At 38.9% G+C, this 22,433-nt stretch carries 18 protein-coding genes, 4 tRNA genes and 1 rRNA gene; 3 read left to right on the top strand and 20 right to left on the bottom strand.

What is annotated here, in order from left to right:
- From ABVZ64_RS05505 to glgA, 4 genes are all read right to left on the bottom strand, one after another.
- Positions 1-913 (bottom strand): 23S ribosomal RNA (locus tag ABVZ64_RS05505); the annotation flags it as partial.
- A gap of 309 nt (positions 914-1,222) precedes the next feature.
- The gene (locus tag ABVZ64_RS05500) at positions 1,223-1,924 is read right to left on the bottom strand and encodes a CvpA family protein (RefSeq protein WP_352400049.1); all 702 of its coding nucleotides are present in this window, start codon (positions 1,922-1,924) and stop codon (positions 1,223-1,225) included.
- Between the two features lie 35 nt (positions 1,925-1,959).
- Positions 1,960-3,342 carry a DUF5711 family protein gene (locus ABVZ64_RS05495; protein ID WP_352400048.1) on the bottom strand — a complete coding sequence of 461 codons (1,383 nt, stop codon included), beginning with the start codon at positions 3,340-3,342 and terminating at the stop codon, positions 1,960-1,962.
- 201 nt (positions 3,343-3,543) lie between these two features.
- Positions 3,544-4,998 carry a glycogen synthase GlgA gene (glgA, locus tag ABVZ64_RS05490; protein WP_352400047.1) on the bottom strand — a complete coding sequence of 485 codons (1,455 nt, stop codon included), beginning with the start codon at positions 4,996-4,998 and terminating at the stop codon, positions 3,544-3,546.
- Positions 4,999-5,173: 175 nt separating this feature from the next.
- On the opposite strand from glgA, the gene pepF reads away from it, so the two are divergent.
- Complete coding sequence (gene pepF, locus ABVZ64_RS05485) at positions 5,174-6,970, top strand: oligoendopeptidase F (protein ID WP_352400046.1); 1,797 nt, start codon at positions 5,174-5,176, stop codon at positions 6,968-6,970.
- A 311-nt stretch (positions 6,971-7,281) separates the two neighbouring features.
- Here the strand turns inward: pepF and ABVZ64_RS05480 are convergent, their stop codons facing one another.
- From ABVZ64_RS05480 to rph, 9 genes are all read right to left on the bottom strand, one after another.
- A complete protein-coding gene (locus ABVZ64_RS05480; RefSeq protein WP_352400045.1) occupies positions 7,282-7,905 on the bottom strand; it encodes an undecaprenyl diphosphate synthase family protein in 624 nt (207 codons plus the stop codon).
- Between the two features lie 688 nt (positions 7,906-8,593).
- Entirely contained in the window at positions 8,594-9,013 is a 420-nt protein-coding gene (locus ABVZ64_RS05475; protein WP_352400044.1) for a hypothetical protein, read from the bottom strand.
- 205 nt (positions 9,014-9,218) lie between these two features.
- A tRNA-Leu gene (locus tag ABVZ64_RS05470) sits at positions 9,219-9,300 on the bottom strand.
- A 90-nt stretch (positions 9,301-9,390) separates the two neighbouring features.
- A tRNA-Arg gene (locus ABVZ64_RS05465) sits at positions 9,391-9,464 on the bottom strand.
- Positions 9,465-9,472: 8 nt separating this feature from the next.
- A tRNA-Gly gene (locus tag ABVZ64_RS05460) sits at positions 9,473-9,543 on the bottom strand.
- A 7-nt stretch (positions 9,544-9,550) separates the two neighbouring features.
- Positions 9,551-9,624, bottom strand: a tRNA-Arg gene (locus tag ABVZ64_RS05455).
- A 213-nt stretch (positions 9,625-9,837) separates the two neighbouring features.
- Positions 9,838-10,344 carry a metallophosphoesterase gene (locus tag ABVZ64_RS05450; RefSeq protein ID WP_352400043.1) on the bottom strand — a complete coding sequence of 169 codons (507 nt, stop codon included), beginning with the start codon at positions 10,342-10,344 and terminating at the stop codon, positions 9,838-9,840.
- Entirely contained in the window at positions 10,341-10,940 is a 600-nt protein-coding gene (locus tag ABVZ64_RS05445; RefSeq protein WP_352400042.1) for an XTP/dITP diphosphatase, read from the bottom strand. The genes ABVZ64_RS05450 and ABVZ64_RS05445 overlap by 4 nt, the downstream gene beginning before the upstream one ends.
- 16 nt (positions 10,941-10,956) lie before the next feature.
- Positions 10,957-11,688, bottom strand: a complete 732-nt coding sequence (gene rph / locus ABVZ64_RS05440; protein ID WP_352400041.1) for a ribonuclease PH — start codon at positions 11,686-11,688, stop codon at positions 10,957-10,959.
- A gap of 212 nt (positions 11,689-11,900) precedes the next feature.
- Here rph and ABVZ64_RS05435 point away from each other — a divergent pair, with 212 nt between their 5' ends.
- On the top strand, positions 11,901-12,302 hold the full coding sequence (locus ABVZ64_RS05435) for a putative ABC transporter permease (protein WP_352400040.1): 402 nt from the start codon (positions 11,901-11,903) through the stop codon (positions 12,300-12,302).
- Positions 12,303-12,367: 65 nt separating this feature from the next.
- Here ABVZ64_RS05435 and ABVZ64_RS05430 read toward each other — a convergent pair whose 3' ends face one another.
- The 7 genes from ABVZ64_RS05430 to ABVZ64_RS05400 all read right to left on the bottom strand — a co-directional run bounded on the left by ABVZ64_RS05430 (position 12,368) and on the right by ABVZ64_RS05400 (position 21,032).
- Entirely contained in the window at positions 12,368-14,419 is a 2,052-nt protein-coding gene (locus tag ABVZ64_RS05430; RefSeq protein ID WP_352400039.1) for an N-acetylmuramoyl-L-alanine amidase family protein, read from the bottom strand.
- A 176-nt stretch (positions 14,420-14,595) separates the two neighbouring features.
- Positions 14,596-16,998 (bottom strand): Lon protease family protein, encoded by a 2,403-nt coding sequence (locus ABVZ64_RS05425; RefSeq protein ID WP_352400038.1) that lies wholly within the window; start codon positions 16,996-16,998, stop codon positions 14,596-14,598.
- A gap of 74 nt (positions 16,999-17,072) precedes the next feature.
- Positions 17,073-17,552, bottom strand: coding sequence for a ribosomal protein S18-alanine N-acetyltransferase (rimI, locus tag ABVZ64_RS05420; protein WP_352400037.1), 480 nt, complete (start codon positions 17,550-17,552; stop codon positions 17,073-17,075).
- A complete protein-coding gene (gene tsaB / locus ABVZ64_RS05415; protein ID WP_352400036.1) occupies positions 17,545-18,261 on the bottom strand; it encodes a tRNA (adenosine(37)-N6)-threonylcarbamoyltransferase complex dimerization subunit type 1 TsaB in 717 nt (238 codons plus the stop codon). The genes rimI and tsaB overlap by 8 nt, the downstream gene beginning before the upstream one ends.
- The gene (tsaE, locus tag ABVZ64_RS05410) at positions 18,258-18,695 is read right to left on the bottom strand and encodes a tRNA (adenosine(37)-N6)-threonylcarbamoyltransferase complex ATPase subunit type 1 TsaE (RefSeq protein ID WP_352400035.1); all 438 of its coding nucleotides are present in this window, start codon (positions 18,693-18,695) and stop codon (positions 18,258-18,260) included. Before tsaE ends, tsaB begins: the two co-directional genes overlap by 4 nt.
- 17 nt (positions 18,696-18,712) lie before the next feature.
- Positions 18,713-20,746: a TolB family protein gene (locus ABVZ64_RS05405; RefSeq protein WP_352400034.1), complete on the bottom strand. Its 2,034-nt coding sequence runs from the start codon at positions 20,744-20,746 to the stop codon at positions 18,713-18,715.
- 25 nt (positions 20,747-20,771) lie between these two features.
- On the bottom strand, positions 20,772-21,032 hold the full coding sequence (locus ABVZ64_RS05400; protein WP_352400033.1) for a hypothetical protein: 261 nt from the start codon (positions 21,030-21,032) through the stop codon (positions 20,772-20,774).
- Between the two features lie 506 nt (positions 21,033-21,538).
- Here ABVZ64_RS05400 and ABVZ64_RS05395 point away from each other — a divergent pair.
- Entirely contained in the window at positions 21,539-22,432 is an 894-nt protein-coding gene (locus tag ABVZ64_RS05395; protein ID WP_352400032.1) for a M23 family metallopeptidase, read from the top strand.
- Position 22,433: the final 1 nt, after the last annotated feature.

Raw genomic sequence — 22,433 nt, 5'->3', positions numbered from 1 at the left:
TCAGTTCAGTGCTTTACCTCCGTTAGACTCCTCTCGAGGCTAGCCCTAAAGCTATTTCGAGGAGAACCAGCTATCTCCGAGTTCGATTGGAATTTCTCCGCTATCCACACCTCATCACCACCTTTTTCAACAGATGTGTGTTCGGTCCTCCAAAGCCTTTTACGGCTCCTTCAACCTGGACATGGATAGGTCACCCGGTTTCGGGTCTACTAATACTAACTATACGCCCTATTCAGACTTGGTTTCCCTTCGGCTCCGTGGCTTCTGACCACTTAACCTTGCTAGCATTAGTAACTCGCCGGACCGTTCTACAAAAAGTACGCCATCAGGCACAAAGCCCTCTGACTGTTTGTAAGCACAAGGTTTCAGGTTCTCTTTCACTCCCCTCCCGGGGTTCTTTTCACCTTTCCTTCACAGTACTGCTTCACTATCGGTCACTAGGGAGTATTTAGGCTTGGGGGGTGGTCCCCCCGGCTTCCCACAGGGTTTCTCGTGTCCCGTGGTACTCTGGATACTGTCAGCTGGCTCGAAATTTCGTCTACAGGACTTTCACCCTCTTTGGTGTGCTTTCCCAAAACACTTCGACTATCCCTTGCCAATGCCTTATACAGTCCGCAACCCCGAAGAACTAGGTCCTTCGGTTTGGCCTCTTTCCCTTTCGCTCGCCGCTACTTAGGAAATCGAGTTTTCTTTCTCCTCCTACTGCTACTTAGATGTTTCAGTTCACAGCGTTCCCTTCCGCAGGCTATGTATTTACCTACGGATACTTGAGGTTTGCTCAAGTAGGTCTCCCCATTCAGAAATCTCCGGATCGATGGCTATTTGCGCCTCCCCGAAGCTTATCGCAGCTTATCACGTCTTTCATCGGCTCCTAGTGCCAAGGCATTCTCCTTGTGCTCTTTCTTGCTTGACCAGTCTTTCGATTTATTGCTAAATCTCAGCTTGTTCTTTGGAATGTTTCGTAGTAGCGATACTACGGTTTTTGTTAGCATCGTCTGCTAACTTTTTTACTACATTTATTTCTAAAGAAATTTTTATTTCTCGATTGACTCTATTTTTTCTTGTATTCAGTTTTCAAGGTGCACTACTCAATTTTTTTGAGCTGTTATTTACGGCCTTCTTGCGACCGCCTAAACATACTATCATGTATAAACATCTTTGTCAACAACTTTTTTCGTTTTTTTTTGCAGAGAATTTATAAGCCTTGAAAACTCTGTAATTTCTAAGTGAATATCGTAAGAATTAAATATAATAATATATTATTCTCATATAAAAACGACGCCACCTTGGTCTGATCCAGCGCTAAAAAAGCAGGTTCAAATTTTGCATTGCATTGAAAAAAGGTTAAACCTATTGCAATTAGCCAGATCCAAAAAACTCCTTTTGTACCCCCAATTAGCATTCCACAAAAACGGTTGAAAAAGTTTAATATAGGTAATTTGCTCACAAGATTTAAGGCCTTTAACAAAAATTTTGCAGCAAACAACACAACGATAAATACTATTATTACACTTACAATATTGACACATACATTTGCCAAAAATCCAGCTATATAGTCTTTCAGTCCCTCTACATTTAATAAATTATAAATAACTGGATTATTATTCTCCAATAAAGAGTCTTTCAAAAAATTCGGTAACTTCATGTTTTGGATAATCTCCGTTTGCGTTTGCATAGCAGCATTGTTAATTGCTGTATCCAGTTGCATTGATTTTTCAATGGAGTTGGCTAATGTGACAAAAATTGGTGTCTGGCGCAACAGTCTTCCCACAACTGGTGTAAGAAACTTTACGGCCACAAGTGCAGTAACCATAGGTACAAAGCTTAAAGCCTCCGAAATAAAGCCCTTTTGGTGTCCAATAACCATACAGGTTATAATCCCAACTATTACTAATACATCTAGTATCAAAGGCATCTGCTCCATTTACTCACTCCATCTCTAACAATTCTTTTCTATATTTATTCTGCAACATGGGGTTGTTCCTGATTTTCTTCTGTTCCGTTTTCTTGTTCTGCTTGATTAGATAACGTGTTCCCACCAAGAATATTCTCTTTCCCATTGTCCGTTCCCCCAACCACCTCATGCTTATTTGTTGTTTCTTCAACAAGAATAGGCCTAACCTTCTGAAATCCTTTCATATCTGTTATAACAGCTTCATTTTTCGAAACTAGCATCACCGTTTCCAACCTTTCCATGGGCAGAATATCTCTTACATCAGCAGTTGCCCGATAACTCCATGCCATTTTTCCAGTATGCCTTAACCCAAAATATATTTTGTCTACACCTATTACCACCCCCTGCTCAGAAGCATTGAGATATTTAATGTCGCCTTCTCCTTCATAAAATGCACTTTCTCTACCACTCTTGTCTATCCAACAAACAGAACCTTCTGCACGCCCATCTCTATTTGCTATTCCTTCGCCTAAGCCAAGTACCACATAATTTTTATTAGACAAGGACACCTGTTTTACCATGTTATCCAATGGATAGTTCCAAACCTCCTGTCCCCCTGAAGATACGCCATACACGGCCTTATCCGAAACGGCTACCAAAACTCCACCCTGCATAAACCCAATAATCGGGATAATCTCACCACTTTTTTCTACTGCGGCAAACATACTATCCGTATAATTTTCACTATCATTAGGATTTATGTAAAAAAACAATACTCGTCCAATTGGTTCAACATCCGTTGTATCCATATAACTTACAACAAATGCTTTGTTATCATCAGAGACATCAGAAGATAATGGAAAAACTCCATGGCTTTCTTCCACGCGCCCCTTTAAAAGAGTTCCACTTGGGTTATATATTTGAATACGGTATGCATTACTTTCTTTAGAAACAATAGATAAGTAGCCATTCACGTTAAGCGCAAATTGCATCAGTTCTCCATCCGTTTGAACAGTATATAACAAACCATCTTCATCATAAACCCTTACTGTTTTGCCACTCATATCACCCACTGCGGCAAATTCTCCTTCATGAATTAACTGAGGTGTGGTCATATTAAAAGTATCGTTCCACTTACGGTCGCCCATTTCATTAAAAAATTTTACCCCATCTTTTGTACAAAGCAAAAAGCTTTGCCCCAAAGTTACAAAGGTTGAACGGCTACTTTCATCAATTGCCATTTTGCCCTGAGCCACAACAGAGCTGCCGTTCTCAGAACCATCTCCCTCTTTTTGAAATACGGTTGAAAAATAGCCCTGAACCTTTCCCCCACCATAAAATGTATCCATAAAAATAAACCCTGCCGCCGCACCAACCACAGTCAGCACAACAAGCAGTGTAATTAACCCTTTGTCTTTCTCCTTGCATTGTTCGCTATCCTTTTGCATAGATTGCTCCTTCCCATGTAAAGCCTTTATTACTTAAATTTTATCATACTATATTTCACCTCTATTTGCAATTTTACCCACAAAAAACATTGCTCTTTTTTCGAACTTTCTAGTCAAAATTAGCATAATCCTTTCAGTTTCATGGCAACATGGCAATATACAAAAAACCCAGTATTTACAAATACTGGGTTTACAGCGCATTCAATCAATTGGCATTGCCTCTTTTTTTAGCGTTTCATAAAGCTTAATATATTGAGAGGCCGAACTTTCCCATGAATAGTTACTGGTCATGGCATTTCTTACTACATTACTCCACTCAAACTGGCCTTTGTTGTAAACAACAAGCGCCTGATCTAAGGCCCAAAGAATACTTCCGCCATCATAATTTTCAAATAAGAATCCATTCCCTTGTTTTGTCTCCATATGGTAAGGGAGAATGGTATCGGCAAGCCCCCCCGTTTTTCTAACAATAGGCACTGTACCATATCGCAAACTAAACATTTGCCCTAAACCACAAGGCTCAAATCGAGAAGGCATTAAAAACAGATCCGAACCAGCATAAATTTGCTGAGCCAATGTTTCATCAAAGAAAATATTCATGCTAGCCCTACATGGATAGCGATTGGCCATTTCTCTAAAGAAATATTCAAACCTTGTTTCACCCGTTCCCAGCAAAACAAATTGGATATCCCTTTGCATCAAATCGTGGAAAACATGGGACAAAATATCAAGCCCCTTTTGATCAGCCAAACGGGTTATCATTGAAAGTATGGGCACATCCCGCTGGTCTAATCCCAATCTTTCTTGCAGTGCTCGCTTATTTTCCCATTTTCCATCTAAATCATGAATACTATAATTTTTCACTATCCGTGAATCCCTTTCAGGGTCGTTGGCAAGATAATCAATCCCATTAATAATTCCACTTAAGACCCTTTGGCGGCTTCGCAAAATGCCATCCATTCCGTAGCCATACTCCCAGGTCTGAATTTCCTTGGCATAGGTTTCACTAACCGTTGAGATCCTATCTGCATAAATTAGACCCATTTTCATATAGCTAACACTATTATAAAACTCCACAGTACCATTTTCATAACAGTGATAAGGAACTCCAAGTATCTCCATGGTATTCTTGTCAAAATTCCCCTGATACTGCAAATTATGAATGGTAAACAGCGTTTTTATTCTAGAATAGTAAACCATCTTGCTGTAAATCTCTTTTAGGTACATACAGACAGGCCCAGTTTGCCAGTCATTGCAGTGCAACACATCTGGATAAAAGTCCAACATGGCCATCATGTCCAAAACAGCCTTGCCAAAGAATGCAAACCGTTCATTGTCATCACCATAGCCGTAAAGACTGCCACGCCCAAAATAAAAATCGTTTTCTATAAAATAAATAGGTACCTCTTGGGGCTTAATTAAAACTTTTGCCCTTTGAGTACGCCAAAACAAATGCACATCAAACTCTCCAAGATACTCCACACCATTCATCTCGCTATTTTTCACAGACATATGGCGGGGAATCACCACACGAACATCAACTCCCTGCTCATGTAATGCTTTTGGCAACGACCCAACAACATCCCCTAAGCCGCCGCTTTTAATAAAGGGTGCCGCCTCAGAGGCAACTATTAGTACCTTTAAACCTTTTTTCATTTATCTCACCTCTGTTGCTATCATACTATGATTTTTTATCCCTAGCAAGAAAATCTTCGCTTTTCCTTCATATACCACCCAAAAAGTGGTATACTAACACAGACATAAACGTTTGTAAAGACACATGATAATTTTATGAATTATATTAATATTCCCCTTCAGAAAGGATGATACTATGAATCATATTTTACCAGAAAGAAAAGAGGCAAATCCCGATTATAAATGGCACATAGAGGACTATTTTGCAGATGATACAAAGTGGGAAGAAACCTTGTTATCTTTGCAGAATAAGCTGTCTGAAATGACGTCCTTTGCAGGCCATTTGGGCGATTGTGCCCAAACACTCTTGGACTGTTTGAATAAAAACAGCAAACTCTCTTTAATATTAGATCACCTTTATACCTATGCAAATATGCGTCTTCATGAAGACAGTGCCAATGCTTTTTATCAAGGCATGGCATCAAAAGCAGAGTCCTTGCTGATCCAGTATTCGGCCACGACTGCCTTTATCCCCCCTGAAATCATCAGCCTCCCCGAAGAAAAATTGGCAGGATTCAGAAAAGAACTACCTGAAGCGTTTAAAATCTACGATCATTATTTTCATTCACTACTCAGACAAAAGGATCACACCCTTTCTCCCGCAGAAGAGGAGCTTTTAGCCAAAACCTCCGAATTAGGTGGCGCACCACAAAATATTTTTACCATGATAAATGATGCAGACATTTGTTTCCCCATGATTACCGATTCTCAAGGAAACAAAACCGAGTTAACCAAAGGCCGTTATGTGACGTTTTTGGAAAGTCAAAACCGCAGTGTTCGCAAAGAAGCATTTAAGTCTTTATATAGTGTTTATCTAAGCAATAAAAACACCCTTGCAGCAACTTACAGCGCATCGGTAAAAAGTGATGTGTTCTATGCAAAAACAAGGAAATATAATTCTGCAATAGAGATGGCTCTCTCTGATGATAATATCCCCTTGTCAGTTTATGACACCCTTATTCAGACAGTTCAAAAAAACCTGCCCTTGCTTCATCGGTATATTGACATCAGAAAAAAAGAACTTGGTGTTGATGAACTGCATATGTATGACCTTTATGTACCTTTGGTATCTGAGGCAGATGTAAAAATTTCTTATAACGAAGCAAAAGAAACCGTAACAAAAGCCCTACAGGTATTAGGCGATGATTATATCAAAGCCTTAAATATGGGACTTAATAGTGGTTGGATTGACGTTTATGAGAACAAAGGCAAACGTGGCGGTGCCTACTCATGGGGGAGCTATGGCGTTCATCCTTTTGTCCTACTCAACCACAATGACACCATTAATAGTATGTTTACCCTTGCCCATGAAATGGGACACGCTCTGCATAGCCACTTTACTTGGGAAAAACAACCTTACCTTTATAGTGGCCACAAAATCTTTGTTGCTGAGGTGGCTTCCACCTGCAATGAGGCCTTGCTAATGGAGCATTTGTTGCATGCAACCCAAGATAAAAAGATGCGTAAATATCTAATCAATTATTTCCTGGAGCAGTTCCGTGGCACCTTGTTCCGCCAAACTATGTTTGCAGAGTTTGAAAAGATCACACACGAAATGGTAGAACAAGGGGAACCTTTGACCTGGGAGTGCATGAATAGCATCTATCGGGAATTAAACATTAAATACTTTGGTGAAAACATCGTCATTGATGAAGAAATTGATATTGAGTGGGCACGAATCCCCCATTTTTATAACGCTTTTTATGTATATCAATATGCAACCGGATACAGTGCAGCAATTGCCCTGTCTCGTAAAATTTTGGACGAAGGCAAGCCTGCCATTGCTGCATACTTGAATTTTCTATCCAAGGGCGATAGTGAATATTCCATTGACCTTTTAAAAGGTGCCGGAGTTGACCTTTCCACGGCAGAGCCTATTGAAAAGGCTCTATCCCTGTTTAAAGAACTCTTAGATGAATTTGAAACTCTGTAGTTAATAAAGTAGCTATTTCTTTTGCAACAATACCCCACTCGTGAGACATCATGTATGCTATCTCAGCGAATGGGGTACTTTTTTTGCCAAAATGAATGACCTAAAAGCAATACTAGAGGATGTTAAAGATAAGGTCATTGACCTAATAATGAAGTTCCGCTTTTCCGTCATACTTCTCATGACAACCTCCTACCAACGCTGATCTTAATATAATCAGATACATACTCCCTCCTCCATTCAATATGCCTAAAAAAAGAAGTAGCCAAACGCAAAAAATAAAAGGCGCCCTCAATCAGAGGATGCCTCTATAATTAACCACCTAAGGATATTTCTTGTTTATTATACCACCGAACCGCATCTTCTAAATGCTTTTCCTGAAAATCTGGCCAAAAGTCATCTATAAAATAAAAATCAGCATAGACAGATTGAAGAGGCAAAAAACCAGACAAGCGCCTTCTCCCGCCCCACCGAATAACAATATCTACGCGGGAAACATCTTTAGATTTTAATGGACCCATAATGTCATTCTTTTCGAAGCCCATATCCCACTCCCAGCTGTAATTTACCAAGAAGTTAATCTTCATTCCTCCCTTACCAAAGGTCTTCCTAGTAGTATAGGGCAATAACTCCTCAGGAAACATTTTAGAGCTTATGTTCCCCAAAACAAGTAATTCTGCATCTTCTTTAGAAAGAAGCTTTACTGCCTCCACACAAGCATCCGTAAAAGAAATTCTCTGCTCCGTGGGGCGTTTTGTGTTGTCCACCGTAAATCCGTAATAAGTTATTTCCTCAACACCCAATTTTTTGCAGAGTTTATACAATTCCAATCCAGGATTTAAACCTTTTTGATATCCCTCTTTCTTCTCCAACCCATTCTCTACCGCCCAACGACGGTTCCCATCTGGTATTACACCAATATGCTTTGGTATCCTCATACTTTTCTCCTTATAATACTTTTTTTAATTTATAAGGTAAGTATGCCACACCTAAGATATTCTATAACAATAATTGGAAAAATCCTTTTTATTTTTTTGTTTTAGCTCACATGTCAAATCCTTTAAAAAATGAAACCTAGAAGGTATCACCAAAGCCAATAGCAATATTATATTTTATTTTTAGACTTCATTCACAGCACCCCTAGTTTTATCAATGTTTTTTCAATGGCTATGTCAATACCTTTCCATCGAAAATCGTGGTGCACAAAGTTTATAAAGAACTTTCATTCCCAGATTCCAAAATCCAGCGATTTACCCTGCAAACTGAAGGACGATAGTGTGATTTCCCTACAAACTTTTATCAAAATATATTATTGTATATTCCACTAAAAGTTATTCCAATATAATTTTGCAATTTATTTGCATTGTCAACACCCACAACATTGAAGAAAATTCATGGCTATCTCTACAAACCTACAAACCTATGACCCAAGTTTCCTTAAGCTAGTATCCATATGTGATATATTAGCCAACAATTGCATGATCATACCTGGGAAAAGAGCCCTATACGGGTAAAATCTCATACAGGACTTTTTATTCAATAATTTGTACAAAGTTATTCAAAATGTAAATATTTTAAGCTACAAGTTCAGGAAGGCTATGCTTATAACCCCCCACAAAAGAAAAGTTATGATGTGCTGCCATCAGAGAAAACAAACCTTGCTCCGTCTACTAACTGCACACTCTCACTACCATTGTTCACAGACGAAAGACTGCTTGAATTATTTTCATCAAAACATAGTGTATCCTTGTCTTGGATTTGAAAAACATAAGTAAACCGCCCATCATCTGTTGTAGCAGCGACTTTTCCTTCACTAATTTTTTTTGTACCCGTCAAAAAATTGATATCTTGGGGTATTATAGTAATGGCAAAGCGGTTATACGTTACATCAAATGAAATTTCTAACAATGATACATCTTTTCCATCAGTGAAAAGAATATACCCGCCCTGGGAACTATTATATAAAGCTTGGTTACCACATCCCGATAAGGCTATGATAAATAGCAGTATGGTGCACATATGCAGCTTGAATCTTGGGAATATCATTGGTATTCAACTCTCCTTTTTAACTTTTTATAGCTCCACCCATCCTAAAAGAACCCCTTAAAAGATTAATTTCTACAAACCCATTCATGAAATCACCCCTTTTGCAGGGTAAATCAAACATAAATTATCCATATTAGATGATATCTTACTTTTAAGTATAAAAAAAGCCCTATCTTCCACTGAGAGAAAGATAGGGCTTTTTGGCTGCGGATGACAGGACTTGAACCTGCACGGGGTACCCCACTGGAACCTAAATCCAGCGCGTCTGCCAATTTCGCCACATCCGCATGATAGAATTTATTTTAACCTTAACCAAAACGATTGTCAAGGAATATATTGTTGCAAATTCTAAAAAGGCTTGCACTACAAGCCCTCTATGAACCAGGAGGGATTCGAACCCCCGACCCACGGCTTAGAAGGCCGTTGCTCTATCCAACTGAGCTACTGATTCCCATAAAAAGCGGGTGATGAGAATCGAACTCACGTGTTCAGCTTGGAAGGCTGACGTTCTACCATTGAACTACACCCGCAAAAATCTGAACCAGGAGGGATTCGAACCCCCGACCCACGGCTTAGAAGGCCGTTGCTCTATCCAACTGAGCTACTGATTCAAAGCGATTACGCAAAAATTATTATGCCACAACTTTTCCCTTTCGTCAACACTTTTTTTAAAAACTTGGTCTTTTTCTTATCTAAATCTTGTCAAGGGACTAAATTCCTTGGAGGTTTTAGGCCGTTTTTTACCCATGCCTAAATAAAAAACGGTCAATTCCTCCTATCATTTCCTATGATTTTATTCAGATTTCAGGCAGTCACTTCCCCCTTTACCTCCGCTTTATTTCACCTTTTGGGGTATATTCCATGATAGCTCCCTCGATTCTTTGGTTCTCAATCGTAATAATCCCAAAAGTAGGCGTTACCCCTTCTCTGGGCAAAGTGATGCTTCCAGGGTTAAACAAATATCCCCTTCCACTTTCAGCGTTCATTGGCATATGTGTATGTCCGAAAACAACCATATCGGCACCCTGCTCCTCTGCCCAATAAGCAATGGTATTGAAGTTATAATGCACATGCTGTTTATGCCCATGGGTTAATAAAAATCGTTTTCCTCCAGCAGAGACAATCTTATGAGAAACTGTGTCCCTACCAAAATCATTATTCCCCTTTACATAGTGAAATGGAATATCGGGATATAAGGTGTGCAAAGCTACCGCGTCCTCGTCATAATCTCCCAAGTGAAAAACCATATCTACCTGCTGTTTTAATTTTTCTAACACGGCTTTTGCATTATCAATTCGCCCATGGCTATCGCTAAACACTAAGATTTTCATTTTTCCATTTCCTTTTTCAGTAAAACTTTCATTTTACGCAATGCTTTCCCTCTATGACTAATTGCATTTTTTTCTTCTGGTGAAAGCTCAGCCATATATCTTCCCTTTTCTGGAACATAAAAAATAGGGTCATAACCAAAACCATTTTCTCCTTTTGCTTCCCAGCCGATCATGCCCTCTACGGTATCGTAGCTCAGCAGTTTCCTGCCATCAGGAAAAGCCGCTGCAATACAGCTTACAAATCGAGCGGTTCTCCTTTCTTCCTCTACACCCCTCAATTTCCCAAAAATGGCATCAAAGCGATCAACGTATGGCGTATCTTCACCCATGAATCTAGCGGAATATACACCAGGTGCCTTATCCATATAATCTATCTCCAAACCCGAATCATCAGATAAAGTAATCTTCTGGCTTACTTGCATAACCTCTACTGCCTTTTTCATAGCATTTTCTTCAAAGGTAGTGCCATCTTCCACTACATCAATATCAATTCCTGCCTCTTCCATAGAGATCACTTTTACATCCATATCTGCTAAAATTGCATTGATTTCTTTAATCTTCCCTTTGTTTTTTGTTGCGAAAATAATCGTTTCCATTTTTTTCTCCCCTATCTTAGTTCAATTCTAAGCCACCTAAAGCCGTTTTTTGAATTTCAATTAAATCTAATATTCCCTTTTTGCCAAGGTCAAGCATCGCTTCTAACTGTTCTAACGAGAAGGTTCCATTTTCACCCGTACCTTGAAGTTCAATGAATCCCTTCGCATCACTCATGATAATGTTCATATCTACCTCTGCCACCGAGTCCTCTTCGTAGCAAAGATCCAAAAGCCCATCTCCCTCTACAATACCTACGCTAACGGCTGTAATGTAGTGATGTAGGGGAAATGTTTCAATCAGCCCCTGTTCCACCAACTTTTGACATGCCAAAGCTAAAGCCACAAATCCACCCGTAATGGATGCTGTTCTTGTTCCACCATCGGCCTGAATCACATCACAGTCAACAGTAATGCTTCTTTCCCCCAACTGCTTCATATCAACGGCACCCCTAAGTGCTCTACCGATTAATCTTTGGATTTCCGTTGCCCTAGGATTAAGTTTTAACTTATTAATATCACGTTTGTTTCTGGTTTGCGTAGCACGAGGTAACATAGCATATTCAGCTGTTACCCAGCCCCCTCCGCTGCCTTTTTTAAAAGAGGGAACATTTTCTTCTATCGTTGCATTACAAAGAACCTTTGTATTCCCCCACTCTATCAAAACTGACCCTTCTGCATAACGGGTAAATTCTTTTGTTATATGAATTGGTCTTAATTCATCTTTCTTTCTGCCATCAAATCTATTCATTTTTCATTTGACCTCCTCTAAAAAATCTATTGTTAATTATATCCCCTCTATCCTCTTTTGAACAGAGTATTTTCTTTTTTACACCTATCTCTCTATCTTTCTTCCTCAAAATGAAAACAATTCATCAAAAATTACCAAAAGCAAAAAATGATTCTTTCAAATAATTCAAATAAAAAAAACAATACTAACTTTATTATGAAAGGAGGAATTCCGTGGTTCATTTCATTCGTAAATTTATGATATTTTTGATTGGTGGATTTGGATATTATGGATTAGAAATTATTTATCGTGGCTACTCCCATTGGACTATGTTTTTAACGGGGGGCTTTGCCTTTTTGTGTTTGTTTTTACTTTTCACTGCCAACTGCCCACTACCTTATTGGACACGTTGTATCACTGGAGCAATGATCGTAACCTCCATAGAATTTTTTGTGGGTATTATCGTTAATAAATGGCTAGGATGGCAAGTGTGGGACTATTCCCGTTTGCCCCACAATCTATTGGGACAAATATGCTTATCTTATAGCATCATATGGTTATTCTTATGCATTCCAATTGGATACTTTTCCCGTTTACTAAATCAAAAAGTATTAAGTAGAATAACCATTTCATAATTGTTGTATTTTTGAATACAAATGAAAAGCACTACAAAGACCTGTCTTTGTAATGCTTTCTATTCCTATCGAATTCGATAATCATCCATCATTTCTTCAATTGCATCAGCCATGGCCCTTGCCACAATATCTTGGTTTACAGAGGAAGAAATTTTTAATGCATCCCCCGGGTTTGAAAGAAAACAAGTCTCCACCAAAATTGCAGGCACAGTGGTTCCATTCAAAATTAAAAGATCTGTTCTTTGCTTAACCCCACGGTTTGTGGTGTTCAATGCACCGATTAGATGTCCTTGCATAATCTCTGCTGCCTTTCTACTAGTCAGCATGCTATTGTTATCGTTGCTATGTACCTGGTACAGCGTTTCTGTACCATTTGCTGTTGTATTACTTCCAGCGGAATTAAAATGAATCGAAACCATTAAGTCCGCTATTTGATTTGCAATTTTTGCTCTTGTATTGTTATCCGGCCTGGTGTCGGCATCTCTGGTTAGATAAACCTTTACATCGGAATTCTCTAAATAATCAGCAACCTTCAACGCCAAATCCAAATTCAGGGTTTTCTCAGTCAAACCATTTCCACTGGTTCCTGGATCATTCCCCCCATGTCCAGCATCCAATAGTAAAACTTTATCGTAGACATCCTTTGGGTTTTTCACTTGGATTTCGTAGCCATTTTTTGTTTCCTTCATAATGTATTCATTATAACGATTTTGTGTAAAGCGAATACTAGTTTTGCCACCCTTAGTGGAAATAGAAATACTATCCATAACATTGTTACCTATTTTTAATGTACCGTAACCATAAGCGCTTTCATAATCCCCAGGTAATACAATTTCATAATACCCTTCTGTATGTCTATCTCTCTTTTCGATATCATCAATATCTATCTCTTCCAGGTTTTCTAATATCATAACATTTGAGCTTGTATCATAGGTAAAATGCTCCAAGGTGGATTTTTTAACCTCTAGGGTTAACTCCCCATTCTTTTCTCCCCAGCTATAATCTGCCAACTGCCCAACCTCCAACACAACTCTAAACGTATTTGCATCGTACATTCCGGTTCTGGCTGCAGTAACCAGGGAAAGCCCCTTTGTACTCAACTCATTTTCCACTTTTGCCTCAACATTGGGAATATCAACAACAATCCTACGAGGGTTGGACAATGTAGAAACCTTAGCGCCTAAGGACGCATCACCGCCAATCACTAATTTATCTACCCCGTTACGGTTTGTAAGGGAAATTTCATCCACCACAACTCGGTCAAATGTTACAATTATTTTTTTCTTATCCGAACTTTGGGTTACGTTATATCCCTTTTTACCGCTCAAATCAAACACTACTCTGGTAACAGGTGTTCCTCCATTATTATGCTGTGCAGAGCGAATAGCCGTAACAATGCCACTGTTGGTGGCCGTTATCTTATCCGCAAGACCGCTTGTTGCATTTTGAATGTCAATCACAATTTTGGAATCATCCACATAAATTTCATCATAACTATAAATTGGGCTATCCGATTCTATGGAAAAAACCTGTGTTGCTGTTGTTCCCGACGGAACTGAAACCTTTGATACTTTTATGGCTTGTGTTGTGGGTGTTGTAGGTTTTGTTGGATTGGTTGGCGTTGTGGTTGAATTCCCACCTTCGCCAATATACACCGTTCTATTAGGGTCATCCCAAGTAATATCCAAATCCAATGCCTTAGCCAGTGCCCTAACCGGAAGCATAGTCCTGTCGTTGACAATCGTAGCTGGCACATCAAGGGTAAATTCTTCTCCGTTTTTGATTGCTTTGTTGCTCCCTAAGGTAAATGCTACTGTATACTCATCATTGATTACAAATGCCTGTTTGGTTCCCTCGTTCCAAAGAACTTCGCATCCCAACTCTTGGGTAATCAAACGCATTGGAAGCATAGTCCTTCCATCAATAATAACAGGAGGCATATCCGTTGGCTCTAACTCTTTTCCATCAATTTTGATCTTTACCTCTTTTGCGTTATAGGCATGATTTTTACCATTATAAAATAAATTCATGCTAATGGTTTTTGCATATGCAACACTTGACATTAGCATCCCAACGGCTAGCGTGGTAAGTAATAGTCGCTTCCTCCTAGATTTCATAGTAACCTCCCGAAATTTTTTATATAAAGGCAAATGCCTTGGGGTTCATTTTTATAGTAATTCTTAATTAGTATATCAAATTTTGTCGTATTTTAAAGAGAAAAGTTCCAATTGAAATATAATTTTAATAAATAAAACTCCTTTACCCTATTTTAGTAAGGTAAAGGAGTTTTTGATTAATCTTTTTCTTTTCCCTGAGCCAAACGGTCAAATTTCCGTAATTTTTTCATAACCAAACCATTTATACTATCTTGGGGATAATTTCCGCTACTATCTTTTTTACCGGCAGGCATTCCCATTAGAAGTTCCATACCTTCTTCTATTTTACTAATAGGGTAGATGTGAAATTTACCGTTTTTAACAGCTTCTACTACTTCATCATTTAAAACCAAATCGTTAATATTAGAAGCAGGAATAAGAACACCTTGTGTTCCTGTTAATCCTCTCTTTTTACAAAGTTGGAAAAACCCTTCAATCTTATAGGTGACTCCCCCAATTGCCTGAATTTCGCCTTTTTGGTTCACAGAGCCTGTAACGGCCAGATCCTGTCTTATTGGTACCTCTGAAAGAGAAGAAAGGATACAATATAGTTCTGTACTAGATGCACTATCTCCATCAATACCATTATAATTTTGTTCAAAACAAATGCGGCAAGAAAGGGATAATGGGAACTCCTGGGCATAGGTTTGACCTAAAAAACCACTGATAATTTGAACGCCTTTGTCGTGGGTATGACCACTCAAACGGGCTTCCTTTTCAATGTTAATAATGCCTGCTTTCCCAACATAGGTGGTGGCAGTAATTCGACTAGGATTGCCAAATGCATAACTCCCCATATCCAATACAGCAAGGCCGTTGATCTGGCCAACTTCACTGCCCTGAGTAGCAATCATAATGACATTTTCATTCAGCATTTCACCAAGCTTATCTTCGTAAAGCTTTAACCTTTGCTCCTTTTCGAAAATGGCCTTTCCAACATGGGCAGCAGTAACTACCGTTGCATCTTCCATTTTTGCCCAAGTAACAGCCTCACACAAAATTTCAGCTAACTGATTGAAACGGGTGGATAATTTATTCTGTCGCTCCACCATTCTGGAGGAGTGCTCCACAATAGCACAGACTGCACTCACATCAAAATCTATGGTTTTTTCTTGCTCAACAAAACCCTTGATAAAACTTGCCAATTTCCACATATTTTCGTGATTGCGGGGCATCTCGTAGTCAAAATCAGCCTTTATTTTGAAGAATTTATCAAACTCTTCATCATACTCGCTTAATAACTCATAGTAATAATTACTGCCTATCATAATCACCTTAATATCCGCAGGGATAGGCTCAGGTTTTAGAGTAGGTGCAACCGTTGCACCAAGTTGATCCCTATTGCTGTCCATATTAATTTCTTTGGTTTTCATAATACGGCGCAAAGCTTCCCATGCCTGGGGCAAAGACAAAATATCCTGAGCTTGCACAATCAGGTACCCACCATTTGCCTTATGAAATAAGCCTCCTTTAATCTTCATAAAATCTGTGGTCAAATTTCCAAACTCACTATCATATTCAATCTCGCCAATCAAGTTTGAGTAGGTTGGATTAAAGGATACAACAACTGGAGCCCCTTCGCTTTTAGCATGGTCCACTATTAAATTTACTTTATATTTAAGGGTAACATCCTCCATGGGTTTCTTGCCCAGCATCGGCAACAACGATGAAAGACCCTCTTCACTTTCTTCCTCATCTTCATAAAACTGACTAATGTTTTCTAAGACGTCTTCTCGCACATCGTTGATGTAATCAATGACACGCTTATAATCCTGGTACTTTTCCTGAACACCACTGATATGATGCCCAATGGCAAACATGCCCACCTGATAATCAAGCTGCTCCAACTGTTTTTTAGACACCTTATCTAGCTCTCGAATATCCCTCATAATTGCACCGGCTTTTTCTTGAACCACCTGGGAGTTCTTTTCAATTGTATTTTTTACATCCTCTGGCAAATCATCATATTCTTCTTCGCCTATGGCGCTACCATTGACAATAGGCATAAAGTAAATTCCAGAATTTGTCGTCTTAACCTGGAAATCATGCTCCGCTGCCATTTTGCTCATATCTTCCATCAGAGAGTTTCTTTTTTCATCAAAAGATCGTAGTAAGTCGCTCTTTTGCTTTTCATATTCCTCGGCACGAAACACTTTCTGAATCTCTGTTTTAAGAAGCTGTACCAGCTCAGACATATCTTCTTTAAACTGTCGCCCCATTCCTTTTTCAAAACGTAACGCCAGTGGGTTTCTTGGATTTTGAAAGTTATAAACGTAACACCAATCCCTAGGAACTGGCTCAGTTGCCGCTAGCTTTTCTGTGCTTTTTCTAGCATAGGTTGTTTTTCCCGTTCCCGAAGGCCCAGCCATATAAATGTTATACCCTTTCATCTTTACCATCAAACCAAAATCAAAAGCTCGAACAGCACGCTCTTGACCAATAATCCCATCTAATGGCAAGATTTCACCTGTTGTGCGAAATGAAAAATCCTCAGGGAAACAGCCATTTTTTAGCTGTGAATATTTTAATTCCTGCGCCATCCTTCCTCTCCTCCTTTCAAAAATGCCGGCATTTGGCGTTCTCTTTCTAGATGCACCTTTCTGCCGACACTCTCTTATCTTTTATTACAATGTTCCTCGTAATCCTCATAAAAAGGATAATATTTCCACATAATCACAGCATCCTCATGAGTGTCAGAATAATAATTCTTTCGTATTCCCTCTGGGCGGAAACCGTATTTATGATACAATCGCTGAGCTGGCTCGTTATGAATACGAACCTCAAGGGTAATTCCTATCATTTCTCTTTCTAATGCAACTCTCTCTAAGCTCTCCATTAAAAGATCACCAATGCCCTGTCTTCGGTATTCTTGTAAAACTGCAACATTGGTAATGTGCCCTTCCGTAATTACGTGCCACATTCCTGCATAGGCAACGACTTTTTCCCCATCCAAAGCAACAAAATAAATTGCCATAGCGTTCTCTTTCACTTCTCTTTCAAAGTCCTGTCTAGTCCAAGGGATAGAAAAAGTAGCTTCTTCAACGGCCAAAACTCCATCGATATGCTCCTCTTGCATTGGTACAACCTTAATCATTTTGTTTCTCCTCTCCTTGCAAGCGTTCCTCCCTTTCCCGTTCAGCCTGAGATTTTCTCAGGTAAATAGGTTCAAAAGCATTGCCCGCCACAGCCCTGTCCTCCCTTGCTAAAACCATAGCGAAAGCCGCAATTGATGCAGCCCTTTGCAAAGAACAGTGTGCCGGAGCATAAATAAAATCAGGGTAAAGTGATAGTTTTTCCTGATGCACCGGAACGCCATCCCCTAGAAATATAACTTTTTGTCCATAACCTTGGGCCCTCTGTATCACTTCATCAATGCTTATCGCCATCATCTCTGTCAAACGGCGTAACATCCCGTTGTCCCAACGGTAAAAAGCAGTGTAAACCTGACTGCGTCTTGCATCCATAATCGGACAAATTATTTTATCTGTTTCAAACACATTATATGCCAGAGCATCTAATGTGGGAACGGGAACAATCTTCTTTTCCAAAGCCAAGGCCAACCCTTTTGCCGTCGCAGCACCAATGCGCAGCCCTGTAAAAGATCCGGGCCCACTGGCACAAGCAATATAGTCCACGTCCCAAGGCTTTGTTTCTGATTTCTCACAAATTTCGGCAACCATAGGCATGATCGTCTGGCTATGTGTCAATTTATAGTTCAGGGTAAATTCTGCAATTAATTTATCTCCCTGAGCAATTGCCGCACTGGCAGTTTGCCCCGTTGTATCAATGGCCAATATCTTCATGCGTCCTCCCCCTGACAAATGGTAATCCGACGGTAGTCGTCACCCTTTTCATAGTCTTTCTCAATGGTAATTTGAATGGTTTCTTTAGGCATCAACCCTGGAATAATTGTCGCCCACTCCACTAAAGAAACCCCATCTCCATAAAAATATTCTTCATACCCTGTGTCATCCATTTCCTCCTCGCAGGAAATGCGATAAGCATCAAAATGATAAAGGGGAATTCTCCCCTTATATTCATTTATGATGGTAAAGGTGGGGCTTGTTACATGCTCTGTTATGCCCAAGCCTCGAGCAAACCCCTTGGTAAAAACTGTTTTCCCCACACCAAGGTCACCATCTAAGGAATAAACTTGACCAGGCTTTGCATCTTGCCCCATTTTTTCACCAATGGTTTCTGTCTCATGTGGAGAAAAGGTTTCCCAAACTTTTTTCATATAGCTCAACCTCATTTTCAATACATATAAATTGCTGTCACACCAGAATCAACGAAGCGTGTTGTTTTGCCATCGTAGTAATATAAATCTCCAAGCCCCGTCACAAAGTCATAGTTCTTCAAATAAGCAAGCTTACCATTCTCTTTATACTGGAAGCTAAATACATCTTTATCAATTTCCTTCATTTCTTTTCCATTATACTTCATCAGTGTTCCATTGCCTGTTGTAGTATTTGGATCAGCCAGGTAATAAATTTCCTTTTTATCATCGGAGAAATAAACACCTGTTGTATTTTGATCAATTTCCGTAGGAGTATCACCTTTTAATACGCCAATACTACCCATACCGCCATTGTAATTATAGAAATAAACCAAATCCGAGCTATCTCCTAGGAAGCCCATCAACTCAACTTCTTTTTGAACCTCAATTGCCCCTTTCTTGCCGTCAAGGGATTCACTCTTTAATACATTTGCACCTGTGGTCTCATCTGGAACATAATAAGCCACACTTTTTCCATCACCAGACACTTGGATGGATGTAGGTACCACATTCTTTTCCTGTAAAGTATACACATTACCAACCTTATCTGCAATAAATACTTCCTTTTCGCCATACATTAAATTCGCATAGTAAGTATACATTGCTTCATCAAAGGAGTTGGTTTCTGATAATTTGACTGGTGCTGGTGATTCCATGGAATATCCAACAAGGAATTCACTTTCTCCTGGTAAGGATGCTACGGAAATCACAGTATCATGAATCTTCATTTTTCTTCCCGCAGTTAAAACATAGCAGTCTTGAAAAATAGGTTCCATGCTTTCTTCATCCTTCATTTTACTTCTTATTTCTTCAATGGCGATCTGACGCTTTTCATCATATTGAGAAATATCTGTGACGTCATCTTCGATTAACTGGGTGAATGGGGTTTCATCTGCCCTCATTGCACAATACAAAACATCCTGACCATTTGGCATTAATTCTACATAGGTCACTTGTTCTGCCACCAAGGTAGGTTCCTCATTAAAGTTATATTCATAAAGGTAGTAGGAATCTGCCTGCTGTTCCAAGTAGTATGCAATATTATTTTTTTCTGCAATAAAACTTAACGCTACTTTATCTGATAACTTTACTGGTTCTTCTTCCGTTGCAACAGCACTTACATAAAGAGCCATTTCATCGGTGTTACCCTTTTTGTATAACACATAAGATCCATCTTTGCTTAGGTCGTAAGCGCCATTAAGCTGCAAAATATCCTCTGCCACCTTTCGGCTTCGATCATCATGATAGACATATAAATCCGCCTTACCATTGTTTTGAACCAAGTAAGCACATCGACTCCCATCTCCACTGCTAATGTAATGGTTCACATTTTCTGAAATTAAAACTGGTTCAGCATCTTTATTTTTCAAATCTTTGAAGTAAAGGGTACCAATACCTTCGGCATCAATTCCAGCAATATAATATAAATCCTCATTATCTTCTGATGCGCTGGCACCCCATGCTGAGTAATAGTAGTTGTAGGCACCACCGTTGCTAATTGTGTCGTTTACTTTATATGCATCGTTCTTCAGGTCAAAAACATATAATCCGTTGTCTTTTGCATAGGTAATGGCAATGTCTGAAGATTTTGTTAGCCCTCCGCCCGTTGCATACCAACAGTAGCCCAAAAATCCCACAAAAGCAATTAAACCTAAAAGAACCTTCCACCAAACACCACCTTCATTTTTAGAAGGCAAATCACTGTTTTCCACAGCATCTTCAATTTTATCCACATTATCCACAGTTTCATCCACAACATTTGTTCTGTTTCCACCATCAGTATCCATAATATCCACAGTTTCCACAGTTGCTTCCACAGGATTTTCTATGTTCTTCTCTGCAATTTCCACAGAATTATCCACATTTTCAAGTTTATCCTCTGATGTGTTTTGTTTTATCCCCATTGTTTCTACATATTTTTTATTTTCATCCACAAAGTTTTCCCCATCTTTCTTTTCTTTGTCCACAAAAGCATCAGATAGCTCCTGCTCTTCTTTTCTTTTATCGTCCAACGTAAAGACCTCCTTCAAATTTAAATTATAGATATCTCTCTTTCATAAAAAATAATACCTTAAGGCCAATTTTCGCCCGCATTTTTACGCCCTTTATTGCAGAAAAAAACCCCTCGTTCTTTTGTTGTTGTTTTCTTTTATTTTTATTTCTTTTCATTTGTAATTTTTTTATTTTATGTTTTTGATGTAGACGCTGTCTAAGCAAAGAAAAAGCCCCTTTTCCTACTCGTAGCATCATAAGACCTGTTTTTCCATATTGAATCATTCCCTTTGGATCAAAGTTCATATAGCAAACCCCCTCCACCGTAATTTTTTTAATAAACTGCTCAATGTATTTGAATACACAGCTACTTATAGTAAATCATCAGCTGTATTTTTCGCACTTTTTAAACCATAAAAACACATTGGGCCTTTGTGATGAAAAGAATTATTCCTTTTTCTCTCTCTTTTATCATAATAAAAGGTGCAAAAATTACTAGAAAACCACCTAAAAAAATGCCCAATCAATCTTTCACATAATACCATATTTTGTTTCTGTAATAAAGCAAATCACAAATTATTAAATAATTGTTAACAAATTTGAATTTTTAATGAAATAATTATTTACAATTACCTTGTTTTACAATATAATACTAACATACAAATTTAATAAGAAAGGGTAATTTCATGGAACCCAATGAAAGCATATCTATACAGAATAAAGTAAAGAGTGAAAGTTCAAAACACTTTATATCCCTTCACATTTCCCATAAAGGGAACCAAAAATCAATTCACTTAAAAAAAGGGCATACATTGGCAATTTGCATAGCAGCCTGCGTATTGATTGGTAGCTGCGGCATTAGCTTAGGTTCCTACCTAAGTGCGAAAAATGATTTGATGGCTTCCCAACAGGAGTTGCAACAAATCGAGAGAACAAATCGTAAACTTGAGCAGAACTCAAAAGCATTGCAAAATGAGAATAACGACTACACCCAAAACATTGAAGATTTGCAAAACAAAGCAGCAGAGTTAGAACAAAAAATCAATGAATTGGAAAGTATGAAGAACAACTTGAATGATCAGCTTAACAATATTAGTACAAGTGATAGCGCTTCTACTGAAATCTATAATGCAGTGGCAAGTTGCTTTGTGGAATCCCAACCCGCGACGCCTAGCTTTACACCTATTGTAACCACATCTTTCAATAAGGTTACATCCTTAGCGGCACAGTTAGAGCGCATCGATTCAAGGCTAAGTGAAACCGGAACTTCTTTTTCGGAAGTTGCAACCAATGTGACCGAAACATTATCCGCTTACAGCGATATCCCAAGTGGAATGCCTGTAAATGGTATTTTATCCACAAAATTTAATCCAAATGGCCTTTCCTCCATCAGCGATGGCAGAGTCCATAAGGGAATTGATATTTCAACTCGCAGTAGGATTCTTCCTATTACCGCAACTGCAGCAGGAACGGTTATTGAATCATCATACCACAATGAATTTGGCTACTATGTAGTCATCGATCATGGCAACGGTTTTACAACTCGTTACGCCCATAACACGGAAAACCTAGTAACAGCTGGGGATATTGTGAAAAAAGGAGATACCATTGCAACTACTGGTTCAACTGGTCAATCTACTGGTATCCACTGCCATTATGAGGTAAGTTTAAATGGTGTTTATCAAGATCCAATGGATTATCAATAAA

The sequence above is a fragment of the Anaerotignum sp. genome (assembly GCF_040307045.1).
Lineage (GTDB): Bacteria > Bacillota > Clostridia > Lachnospirales > Anaerotignaceae > Chakrabartyella.
The sequence above is the reverse complement of the archived record's forward strand: the minus strand, read 5'-3'. Positions and strand labels throughout refer to the sequence as shown.